This window comes from Vulcaniibacterium thermophilum, from assembly GCF_007923255.1.
GTDB lineage: Bacteria > Pseudomonadota > Gammaproteobacteria > Xanthomonadales > Xanthomonadaceae > Lysobacter_F > Lysobacter_F thermophilum.
The window spans coordinates 152276-162538 of sequence record NZ_VOHJ01000004.1 but is presented as its reverse complement, the minus strand read 5'-3'; the positions used below and the strand labels follow the sequence as shown (position 1 = coordinate 162538).

At 72.0% G+C, this 10263-nt stretch carries 11 protein-coding genes; 8 read left to right on the top strand and 3 right to left on the bottom strand.

Features of this window, described 5'->3' with window-relative positions; genetic code table 11:
* From FQY64_RS03360 to FQY64_RS03325, 8 genes are all read left to right on the top strand, one after another.
* A partial coding sequence (locus FQY64_RS03360; RefSeq protein ID WP_146472292.1) for a DUF4115 domain-containing protein occupies positions 1 to 367 on the top strand: 367 nt, incomplete at its 5' end.
* Positions 368 to 453: 86 nt separating this feature from the next.
* Positions 454 to 1080, top strand: coding sequence for a YfgM family protein (locus tag FQY64_RS03355; RefSeq protein WP_146472291.1), 627 nt, complete (start codon positions 454 to 456; stop codon positions 1078 to 1080).
* A gap of 32 nt (positions 1081 to 1112) precedes the next feature.
* Entirely contained in the window at positions 1113 to 2273 is a 1161-nt protein-coding gene (bamB, locus tag FQY64_RS03350) for an outer membrane protein assembly factor BamB (protein ID WP_146472300.1), read from the top strand.
* Positions 2274 to 2408: 135 nt separating this feature from the next.
* Positions 2409 to 3812: a ribosome biogenesis GTPase Der gene (gene der, locus FQY64_RS03345; RefSeq protein ID WP_146472290.1), complete on the top strand. Its 1404-nt coding sequence runs from the start codon at positions 2409 to 2411 to the stop codon at positions 3810 to 3812.
* 43 nt (positions 3813 to 3855) lie between these two features.
* Complete coding sequence (gene mobA / locus FQY64_RS03340; RefSeq protein ID WP_146472289.1) at positions 3856 to 4452, top strand: molybdenum cofactor guanylyltransferase; 597 nt, start codon at positions 3856 to 3858, stop codon at positions 4450 to 4452.
* Positions 4445 to 5581, top strand: a complete 1137-nt coding sequence (gene moeB / locus FQY64_RS03335; protein WP_146472288.1) for a molybdopterin-synthase adenylyltransferase MoeB — start codon at positions 4445 to 4447, stop codon at positions 5579 to 5581. Before mobA ends, moeB begins: the two co-directional genes overlap by 8 nt.
* Positions 5582 to 5700: 119 nt before the next feature.
* Positions 5701 to 6087 (top strand): response regulator, encoded by a 387-nt coding sequence (locus tag FQY64_RS03330; RefSeq protein ID WP_186760836.1) that lies wholly within the window; start codon positions 5701 to 5703, stop codon positions 6085 to 6087.
* Positions 6088 to 6207: 120 nt separating this feature from the next.
* On the top strand, positions 6208 to 6519 hold the full coding sequence (locus FQY64_RS03325; RefSeq protein ID WP_146472286.1) for a hypothetical protein: 312 nt from the start codon (positions 6208 to 6210) through the stop codon (positions 6517 to 6519).
* Positions 6520 to 6531: 12 nt separating this feature from the next.
* On the opposite strand, the gene FQY64_RS03320 is transcribed toward FQY64_RS03325, so the two are convergent.
* Genes FQY64_RS03320 through FQY64_RS03310 form a run of 3 tightly spaced genes read right to left on the bottom strand, consistent with a single transcriptional unit; the run spans position 6532 to position 10240 of the window.
* The gene (locus FQY64_RS03320) at positions 6532 to 7677 is read right to left on the bottom strand and encodes a phospholipase A (protein ID WP_146472285.1); all 1146 of its coding nucleotides are present in this window, start codon (positions 7675 to 7677) and stop codon (positions 6532 to 6534) included.
* Positions 7678 to 7721: 44 nt separating this feature from the next.
* Positions 7722 to 8978 carry a mechanosensitive ion channel family protein gene (locus FQY64_RS03315; RefSeq protein WP_146472284.1) on the bottom strand — a complete coding sequence of 419 codons (1257 nt, stop codon included), beginning with the start codon at positions 8976 to 8978 and terminating at the stop codon, positions 7722 to 7724.
* Complete coding sequence (locus FQY64_RS03310) at positions 8975 to 10240, bottom strand: phospholipase D-like domain-containing protein (RefSeq protein WP_146472299.1); 1266 nt, start codon at positions 10238 to 10240, stop codon at positions 8975 to 8977. The genes FQY64_RS03315 and FQY64_RS03310 overlap by 4 nt, the downstream gene beginning before the upstream one ends.
* Positions 10241 to 10263: the final 23 nt, after the last annotated feature.

Genomic DNA, 10263 nt, shown 5'->3' with positions numbered 1-10263 from the left:
GCCCGCCGCGGGCGCGGCGCGTCCCGCGGCGCCCGCGCCCGCGCCGGCCGAGCGCGCGCCGGTCGTCGCCTCGCTCACCGCGCTGCCGCCGGTCGAGTCGTCCCGCGAGATCGTGGTGACCTTCAACGGCGAGAGCTGGTTCGAAGCGCAGGGCGCCGATGGCCGCACCCTCGAGCGCGGCCTCGTCGCCGCCGGCCAGACGCGCCGCTACCGCGCCGGCGAAGTGGGCGACCTCGTCATCGGCAACGTGTCGGCGGTGGACGTGCGCCATCAGGGCCGCGCGGTCGACCTCGCGCCGTTCAGTCGCGCGAACGTGGCGCGCTTTACGCTATCCTCTGACGGTTCCCTCGCGCCGGTCGGCAACTGACCCGCGTTGCGGGCGTTACCGACATCGGCCCGCCACGCGGGTCTTCTCCACCCTTCGGGTCCCCGCCACCGGCGGGGCGAGACAGCATGGCGATCGACGATCTCCTCGACGAACACGAACAAAGCGAACGCGTCCTCAACTGGCTCCGCAGGAACGGCGCCGCACTGATCGGCGGCATCGCCCTGGGCCTGGCCGCCATCTACGGCTGGAACTGGTGGAAGGGCCAGCGTCAGGCCGAACAGCTCGCGCAGGCGGAGCGCTACGAAACCACGCTCGATGCGATCCGCTCAGGCGACAAGGCCGCCGCGTCGAAGGTCGCCGCGCTCGAGGGCGGCTACCGCACGCTGGCGTCGCTCGCGCTCGCCAAGCAGCAGGTCGATGCCGGCAGGCGCGACGAGGCGATCGCCACCCTGCGCGGCGTGAAACCGGAGGATCCGGCGCTGGCGCAACTGGTCGACGTGCGCCTGGCGCGTCTGCTGATCGACGCCGGCAAGCATGCCGAGGCGCTGGCGTTGCTGAAGGGGATCGACACCCCGGCCGCGCTCGAGGCCCGCGGCGACGCCGAGCTGGCGCGCGGCCAGCGCGAGGCCGCGCGCGAGGCCTACCAGCAGGCGCTCACGCGCACCGACGTGGCCGCGCCGCTGCGCCGCCTGCTCGAGATCAAGCTGACCCAGGCCGGCGGGACGCCGGCCAAGCCGGAGACCCAGTCCTGATGAATGCCCCGACCAAGCCCGGCCGCGCCGGGATGCGTACGTTCGCGCTGCTGGCCTGCATGGCCGCGCTGGCCGGCTGTTCCACGGTGCGCGGGTGGTTCGGCAAGGACGATGCGGCCGCCAAGCCGAACGAGCCGGCCGAACTGGCCGACTTCACGCCGACCGCCAACGTCGCCCGTCTGTGGGCGCAGGGCGTGGGCAAGGGCGAGGGCCGCACGGGCGCGCGCCAGGGCCCGGCGATCGCCGACAACCGCGTCTACGCGGCCGCGATCGAAGGCGGCGTACACGCGCTGGATCTGACCACCGGCGCGACCGTCTGGCGCTACGAGAGCGAGCGCCGTCTGGCGGGCGGTCCCGGCGCGGGCGATGGGTTGGTGGTGGTCGGCGGCCTCGACGGCGAGGTGATCGCGCTGGACGCGGCCACCGGCGCGGAGAAGTGGCAGGCCAAGGTGCCCAACGAGGTGATCGCCGCGCCCGCGATCGGCGGCGGACTGGTCTTCGTGCGCTCCAACGACGGCCGGGTGACCGCGTTCGACGCCGCCAGCGGCGAGCGCCGCTGGTTCTGGAACCGCGACGTCCCGCTGCTGTCGGTGCGCGGCAACGATGCCCCGCTGATCGGGCCGGGCTTCGTCTTCGTCGGCAACGACGACGGCACCGTCGCCGCGCTGTCGGCCACCGACGGGCGTCCGCTGTGGGAGCAGACGGTGGGCCAGGCGGAGGGCCGCAGCGAACTGGAACGCATGGCCGACGTCGACGGCACGCCGGTGCTGGACGGTACGGTGCTGTTCGCGACCAGCTACAAGGGCCAGACGCTGGCGATCGACGGCCCCACCGGCCGCCCGCTGTGGGCGGCGCAGCAGGGCGGGGCGGGGCGCGCCGGCGTGGCCGCCGACCGCATCGTGGTCACCGACCGCAACGGCAACGTCTACGCGCTCGACAAGAACGGCGGCAGTACGCTGTGGATGCAGCCGGGGCTGGCACGGCGCGGACTCACCGGCGTGGCCATCCACGGCGACTACGCGGTGGTCGGCGATGCCGAGGGCTACCTGCACTGGCTGCGCCTGGACAGCGGCGAGTTCGCCGCCCGGGTGCGCGTGGGCCGCGACCCGATCCGCGCCACCCCGGCCGTGGTGGGCGACGTGCTGGTGGCGCAGACCGTCGACGGCAAGGTCGCGGCCTACCGGCTGCAGTAGGCCGTCGCGGGCAGGGATTCGGCATTCGGGGAATCGAGGGCCGCGTCCCGGTCCTGATCGGCCGCCGGCCGGCGCGCTCGTCGCCACGGCCTTCGCGAGCTTCCATTTCCCCTTTCCGGACCCGGTCGATACGCCATGCTTCCCCTCGTCGCCCTCGTCGGCCGCCCCAACGTCGGCAAGTCGACGTTGTTCAACGTGCTTACGCGCAGCCGCGATGCGCTGGTGCACGACCAGCCGGGCGTGACGCGCGACCGCCACTACGGCATGTGCCGCATCGAGGGGCAGCGGCCGTTCGTGGTGGTCGACACCGGCGGCATCGCCGGCGAGGACGAGGGTCTGGCCGGCGCGACCGCGCGCCAGGCGCGGGCGGCGGCCGAGGAAGCCGACGTGGTGCTGTTCGTGGTCGACGGCCGCGAAGGGCCGTCGGCGCTCGACGACGACATCCTCGGCTGGCTGCGAAGGCTGGCCAAGCCGACGCTGCTGGTGGTCAACAAGACCGACGGGCTCGATCTCGAGGAGGCGCTCGCCGAGTTCGCGCGCTACGGGATCGCCGGCATGATCCCGATCTCCTCCACTCACCGGCGCGGCATCGACGAGCTGCTCGACGAGGTGCGCGAGCGGCTGCCCGAGGCCGGCCAGGCCGCGGCGCCCGACGAGGAGGACCCGGCGCGCATCCGCGTGGCCTTCATCGGCCGGCCCAACGTCGGCAAGTCCACGCTCGTCAACCGGCTGCTGGGCGAGGAGCGGATGATCGCCTCCGAAGTGCCCGGCACCACGCGCGATGCGGTCGCGGTGGACATGGAGCGCGACGGCAGGCCGTACCGCCTGATCGACACCGCCGGCCTGCGCCGGCGTGGCAAGGTCGAGGAGGCGGTCGAGAAGTTCTCGGTGATCAAGACGCTCGAGGCGATCGAACGCTGCCAGGTCGCGGTGGTGCTGCTCGACGCCAGCGAGGGCGTCACCGACCAGGACGCGACGGTGCTGGGCCATGCGCTCGACGCTGGCCGCGCTCTGGTCATCGCGGTCAACAAGTGGGACGGCCTCACCGCGTATCAGCGCGAGCAGGCCGAGGCGCTGCTCGAACGCAAGCTCGGTTTCGTCGACTGGGCCGAACGGGTGCGCATCAGCGCCAAGCACGGTTCGGGCCTGCGCGAGCTGTTCAAGGCGATCGAGCGCGCGCACGCGTCGGCGACGCGCGAGTTCTCCACCAGCGAGGTCACGCGCGCGATCGAGGCGGCCTACGCCGCCAATCCGCCGCCCACCGTGCGCGGCCACGTGGCCAAGCTGCGCTTCGCGCACCCCGCCGGGCACAACCCGCCGACGTTCGCGATCCACGGCACGCGCCTGCGCACGTTGCCGGACAGCTACAAGCGCTATCTCGAGAACTTCTTCCGCAAGCGCTTCAGGCTGGTCGGCACGCCGGTGCGGTTCGTGTTCAAGGAAGGCGAGAACCCGTTCGAAGGCCGCAAGAACGAGCTGAGCGAGCGCCAGCTTGCGCGCCGCCGCCGGTTGATGCGTTTCGTCAAACGCAAGAAGTGAGCGGACTTCCACCCCTGTGGGCGCGGGCCGCGCGCACGCGCCGATGAGCCCTGCGCCGCCGCCTTCGGAACTCACGCTCGGCGTGCTTGCCGGCGGTCGCGCCACGCGCCTGGGCGGAATCGACAAAGCCTGGCTGCAGCGCGACGGGCAGCCGCAGGTGCTGCGCTGGATCGAACGTTTCCGCGCTGCCGCGGGGCAGGTGCGCGTCGGCGCGAACCACGGACACGCGCGTTATGCGCTGCACGGCATCGAAAGCGTCGCCGACCGCGTCGCCGGCCGCGGCCCGCTCGGCGGGCTGGACGCGCTGGCGCACGCCTGCGCCACGCCGTGGCTGCTGACGCTTCCGGTCGACACGCTGGAGCTGCCGCAGGAGCTGTTGCCGCGGCTGTACGAGGCGGCCGGCGCGCGCGGCGCCTGCGCCTGCGACGACGACGGCCTGCAGCCGCTGGTCGCGCTGTGGCGCACGAGCCTGCTGCGCGAGTTCGTCGCGGATGCGCTGCAGCGCGACGCGCGCGCGGCGCACGCGCTGGTGGAACGCGCCGGGCTGGCCGTGGTGCGATTCGCCGGACTACGCTTCGGCAACCTCAACACGCCGGCCGACCTCGACCGTGCCGGCATCGCAGTCCCAGGCCATGACTGAGCCCAGCCCCGTCCCGGAAATCACCCCCGCCGAGGCGCGCGCGCGGCAATCCGCCGGCGCGCGGCTGATCGACGTGCGCGAGCCGTTCGAATGGGCGACGGGGCAGGCCGAGGGCGCGCTCGGCGTGCCGCGCGGCGCCCTCGAAGCCGCGCCCGCCGAGGCGGTTCCCGATCCGGACGCCGAAGTGCTGCTGATCTGCCAGAGCGGCCGCCGCTCGCAGCTTGCGGCGCAGGCCCTGCGCGAGGCCGGCTATCGGCGCGTGGCCTCGGTCGCCGGCGGCACGGCGCGCTGGATCGCAGACGGTTTGCCGGTCACGCGCGCGCCGGATGCGGACTTCCACGAGCGCTATTCGCGCCATCTGCGTCTGCCCGAGGTGGGCGAGGCCGGCCAGCGGCGGCTGCAGCGCGCGTGCGTCGCGATCGTCGGCGCGGGCGGGCTCGGTTCGCCGGCCGCGTTCTATCTCGCGGCCGCCGGTGTCGGCGTGCTGCGCCTGGCCGACGACGACACGGTCGAGCGCAGCAATCTGCAGCGTCAGATCCTGCACACCGACGCGCGCGTGGGCATGGCGAAGGTCGCGTCCGCGGAAGCGACGCTGCGCGCGCTCAATCCGCAGGTCGCGGTCGAGACCGTTCGCGAGCGCATCACGTCCGCGAACGTCGAGGCCCTGATCGCCGACGCCGACGTCGTGGTCGACGGCGCCGACAATTTCCCGGTGCGCTATCTGCTCAACGACGCCTGCGTGAAGCTCGGCAAGCCGCTGGTGTACGGCGCGGTGCATCGTTTCGAGGGCCAGACGAGCGTGTTCGATGCCGGACGCCACCGCGGCTCGTGCCCCTGCTACCGCTGTCTGTTTCCCGAACCGCCGCCGCCCGAGGCGGCGCCGAACTGCGCCGAGGCGGGCGTGCTGGGCGTGCTGCCCGGCGTCATCGGCCTGTTGCAGGCCACCGAGACGATCAAGCTGATCCTCGGCATCGGCGAGCCGCTGGCCGGACGCGTGCTGCATTTCGACGCGCTGGCGATGCGCTTCCGCGAGACGCGTCTGCGGCCGGATCCCGACTGCGCGCTCTGCGCGCCGGGCCGGCCTTTCCCCGGGTACCTCGACTACGCGGCGTTCTGCGCGGGCGGGTAATCCTTCACGGCTTCTTCACGCCGAATCGCCGGCGTCGCCACATGCCGTTCAGGCGGCCGCGCGCACGCTGGGTCCGCGGCCTGCCGGATGCAGGCCACGCGGCAACGCGAGGAGGCCACATGTATCGGCCCGACCCTGTGCCTCACCCGGACGCGCGCGTGATGATCGTCGAGCACGAGCCCGCAGTACGCGACGCGCTGGAAATGATGCTCGTGCTCAACGGCTATCGCGCGCTCGGCGCGAGCGACGGTCCGACCGCGCTCGCGCAGTTGCGCAGCACGCCGTGTTCGCTGCTGATCGTCGATCTGGCGCGTTGCGGCATGGACGGCGAATCGTTCCTGCGCGAGGCGCGCCGGCTGGCGCCCGCGGAGCCGCCCTCGGTGGTGCTGATCGCCGACGCCGACGACGCTCCGCTGCCGCCCGCCGAGGCCTATCTGCCGCGGCCTTTCGAATGGGGCGCGTTGCTCCAGCAGGTCACCCGACTGCTGCCGCGAAGCGCGCGCTGAACTCGAGCGCACGCGCGCTCCGAAACGTGACGCACGTCGGGACGCGGCGCCGCGCTCTGTACCTGCATTTCTCGCGCGACGCGCTAGCGTGGGCCCAGCCTGGGATCCGCAGGGGGTGTCATGGGCAGCAGCCGGATTCCGCCGGACGTGTATGGCATGGCGTGCGAGGCCGTGCGGCCGCTGCAGTGCGAGGCGATACCGGATCCGCAGGGCGAGGGGTTCGAGCTGCGGGTGTGGGGCGAGCCGCTGCCGGCGCCGCTGACCTTCCGCGTCGCGCGCATCGCGACCCTGCATCCCACGCGCTACGTCTGGTTCCTGCAGGACGTGCGCGAGGTGCTGCGGTCGCACGGCTGCGCGCTCGCCGAATGGCCGGCGGGCAGCGCGGCATCGGCCGCACGCGATGCGGGCACGGGCTCGCTGCGGATGCAGTGAGCCCGTCGCCGCTCAATACCATTCGAGCAGCGATACGCCGAGGCCCAGGTAGGTCGCGCGGTGGTCGTAGTCGATCAGGCTCTCGCCGTAGCCGTCGAACAACTGCACGTGGCCGCGAAGGCTGCGCGTCAGCGGAAAGCCCCAGTCGAACTGCACCGCACCGCGCGAGGCGTCGCCGCCGCGCAGCGAGTGGCGCGCCATCAGCGCGAACTCGTGGCGTCCGCGCCGGTGCACCAGCGTGACGTCGCCCCGGCCGACGTAGTCCTCGATGCCGGGGTTCTCGTCCTCATTGCCGTCCGGGATGCGCCACCACGGGCGCAGCATCAGCGCCCAGTCCTCGCGGTCGAAGCCGACGTTGAGCATCACCCGGTTCCAGCTTCGCGACAGCGGATCGGCACGACCGTTGGACTGGTGGTTCACGCCGATGCCCAGCAGCCGCCCGTTCCATCCGCCGAGGCGGTAATGCGTGCGGAACACCAGCAGCAGTTCGGGCTCGTAGTTGGTCTCGCGGAACGGACGCGAGGCGTCCTGATCGAACACCTGCCAGCGCGAGCTCTGGGTGTAGGCCATCCACAGATCGCCGTTGTCGCCGAACAGGTTCTCCAGCGCCTTGGTCTTGAAGCTGAGCTGGAACTTCGCCTCCATCTCGCGCAGCGACTGCGCCGCGGCGGGCACGGCCGGATTGGACGAGGCGGGCGTGGTGTTGGGATCGCTGCTCCAGAACACCGGCAGCAGGTAGACCGGCTTGTAGGCGCGGAAGTTGAAGGTGCCGAGCTTGGAGTCGCGCGCGAGCTCCCAGCGCGAGTCCAGCAGGCTGCCCTTGCCGGCGTTGGCGATGCGCTCCTCAACCGCCGGCAGCCGCTGTTCGGAAGCGAACAGGTCGCCGAGCACGCGCTGGGTGCGCTCCAGCGGTGGCAGGCGTTCGCGTTCGGCGCGGTCGTACGCGCGCAGCGTCGCCTTCGCTTCGCTGGCGGCTTCGGCGGCCTGGTCGGCGGCCTCGACCGAGGGCGCGCTGCGACCGACCGCGCGGTCGTAGCAGGCCAGGCGATCGGCGTCGGCTTCGATGGCGACGCAGGCTTCGACGCCGGCGGGCGCCTGCGCCCACGACGGCGGGGCGAGGACGAGAACGGCGAGGCTGGCGATGCGGACCGTATCCATCGCGCAAGCCTAGCAGCCGCCGCCGCACACGCCGGCGCGGCCGTTCACAGCAGGTTGCCGGGCTGACGCTCGCGCTCGGCGCGGACTTCGGCGTCGATTTCCCGGTTGACCGAGGTATCGGCCTGGGCGCCGGCTTCGTGCGCCGGCGGTGGCGCGGGCGGTGCGGGCGGCAGCGACCGCGACCGGCGCACGCCGGCTCGATCCAGGCCCGCCTTGACCGCGCGCATCGCCTCGCTGCGCACCCGCCCCAGGTCGTTGTGGTGCTGATCCACCCAGCCGGTGATCTGCAGCGCGATGCGGTCGGGCTGGAACTCCTGCACCAGCACCGCCGGCGCCGGATCGCGCAGCACGCCGTTGACCTCGCACACCGCCGCCTGCGCGGCCTCGCGCGCCTGGCCGATCGAGGCATCGGGGTCGATCGGCACGAGGAAGTCGAAACGCCGGCGCGGGTTCTGGGTGTAGTTCAGCACCACCGACTTGAACACCAGCGCGTTCGGCAGGGTGAGGCGGTTGCCGTCCAGCGTCATCAGCACGGTGGCGCGCGACGTGAGCGCGGTGACCTTGCCTTCGTGCAGGCGGTCGATCAGCACGTGGTCGCCAGGCGCGAACGGCCGCCGCAGGCCGAGCAGGATGCCGGCGACGTAGTTCTCGGCGATGTCCTTGAACGCGAAGCCGACGACAAGACCGACCACGCCGGCCGAGCCGAGCACCGCGCCGAACGCGGCGGTCCAGCCCATCAGGTCGAGTGCCACCAGCACGCCGCCCAGGGTGACGATCCAGCGCACGAAACGCTGGGCGAGCGCGTCGAGGTACGGGTTGCGCTGATGCAGCCGCTGCAGCCGGATGCGGCGCGCGGCCAGCCCTCCCAGCCAGGACGCCAGCAGCACCACCACCAGCGCCACCCCGAGCAACGGCAGCATGGCGACCACGCGCACGAGCTTGTCGACGACCTGTTCCGAGGCCGCGTCGAGCCGGTCGACCAGGCGGGCGCTGGTCCGCAACCGGTTCTCGACCGCGGCCACGCCCTTCTGCTGCGCGGCGATCTGCGCCGCGAGCGCGCGCTGCTGCTCCTGCGCGACGGTCCCGTCCAGCCGCACCGTGCCGTCGCGTGCGGTGACCACCACATCGTCCAGCCCCGGCACCTTGTGCACACGCCGCGCCACGGCCTGGGCGAGGGCGGCGTCCGCATCCGCGGGAGCGGAGGAGGCCGCCGCGCCCGGCGCAGGCACCGGCGCCGCGCCGGCAAGCGGCGCCGCCAACGCCAGCAGCGTCGCGAGCAGGAATCCGGACACGTGCTTCATAGCTGCGAACGGATCGGCAGCACCAGCATCTCGTACAGCTTCTCGCGCAGCGGGCGGCGCTCCCACATCGCATGGGTGTAGCGGATGGTCGGCTTCAGATCGTTCTCGAACACTTTCGTCATCGCGCGCGCGAACTCCTCGTCGTAGATGTTGAGACTGGCCTCGTCGTTGAGCTGGAAGGAGCGGATGTCGAAATTGGTCGAACCGACCGACACCATCGCTTCGTCCACGATCAGCATCTTGGTGTGCATCATCGTCGGCTGGTACTCGTAGATCTCCACGCCCTCGGCGAGCAGCGGGCCCCAGCCGCCCCTGGAGGCGATCCGCACCGTATCGGAATCGATGTGCGGTCCCGGCAGCAGGATGCGGACGCGCACCCCGCGCCGGCGCGCGGCGATCAGCGCCTTGACCGCCAGTTCGTCGGGCACGAAGTAGGACGCCGCCATGTCGATCGTGCGTTCGGCGGCCGCGATCGTCATCAGGTACATCAGGTGCATGCTTTCGCTGCCGCCCGACGGCGAAGCGATGAACAGATGCGCCGGCGAATCGCCGACGGCCGCCAGCGGCGGGAAGTGGTCGGCGCCGTTGAGCACTTCGCCGGTGGTCTTGATCCAATTGTCGTTGAACGCGGCCTGCATCTGCGCCACCACCGGGCCCTCGATGCGGAAGTGCGCGTCGCGCCAATGCTCCGGGTCCTGCGCGTCGCCGAGCCACTGATCGGCGATGCCCACACCCCCGGTGAAGCCGATCCGCCCGTCGACGATCAGCAGCTTGCGGTGGGTGCGGTTGTTCAACCTGCCCAGGTTGTACCAGTGCAGCGGGCGGTAACGGTGGATGCGCACGCCGGCGCGTTCCATGCTGGCGAGCATCGCCTGGTCCATCTTCAGGCTGCCCACCCAGTCGACCACCACGTTCACCTGCACGCCCGCGCGCGCGCGTTCGGACAGCGCCTCGGTGAAGCGCGCGCCGATCCGGCCCGACCAGTAGATGTAGGTCTCGAAGTTGATCGTGCGTTCGGCGCCGGCGATCGCCTCCAGCATCGCCGGGAAGATCTCGTCGCCGTTCTGGTACGCGGTGACGCGGTTGCCAGGCAGGATCGACGGGCCCAGCATCACCGACATCTCGCGCAGGAACTGCGGGTCGCGCAGGCCGTAGCGATGCTCGATCTTGCGTTCGAGCTGTTTTTCCGGCTTGGCGAAGTTGAGGCCGAGGACGACGAGCAGGGTCGTCAGCAGGGCGGTGACGACGACCGTCCAGAACATGCGTTTGCGGCTCCAGCGGCGCG

Coding starts and splice junctions, on each gene's coding strand:
- FQY64_RS03355 (WP_146472291.1), top strand. CDS start 454: ATGGCGATCGACGATCTCCTCGACGAACACGAACAAAGCGAACGCGTC.
- bamB (WP_146472300.1), top strand. CDS start 1,113: ATGCGTACGTTCGCGCTGCTGGCCTGCATGGCCGCGCTGGCCGGCTGT.
- der (WP_146472290.1), top strand. CDS start 2,409: ATGCTTCCCCTCGTCGCCCTCGTCGGCCGCCCCAACGTCGGCAAGTCG.
- mobA (WP_146472289.1), top strand. CDS start 3,856: ATGAGCCCTGCGCCGCCGCCTTCGGAACTCACGCTCGGCGTGCTTGCC.
- moeB (WP_146472288.1), top strand. CDS start 4,445: ATGACTGAGCCCAGCCCCGTCCCGGAAATCACCCCCGCCGAGGCGCGC.
- FQY64_RS03330 (WP_186760836.1), top strand. CDS start 5,701: ATGTATCGGCCCGACCCTGTGCCTCACCCGGACGCGCGCGTGATGATC.
- FQY64_RS03325 (WP_146472286.1), top strand. CDS start 6,208: ATGGGCAGCAGCCGGATTCCGCCGGACGTGTATGGCATGGCGTGCGAG.
- FQY64_RS03320 (WP_146472285.1), bottom strand. CDS start 7,677: ATGGATACGGTCCGCATCGCCAGCCTCGCCGTTCTCGTCCTCGCCCCG.
- FQY64_RS03315 (WP_146472284.1), bottom strand. CDS start 8,978: ATGAAGCACGTGTCCGGATTCCTGCTCGCGACGCTGCTGGCGTTGGCG.
- FQY64_RS03310 (WP_146472299.1), bottom strand. CDS start 10,240: ATGTTCTGGACGGTCGTCGTCACCGCCCTGCTGACGACCCTGCTCGTC.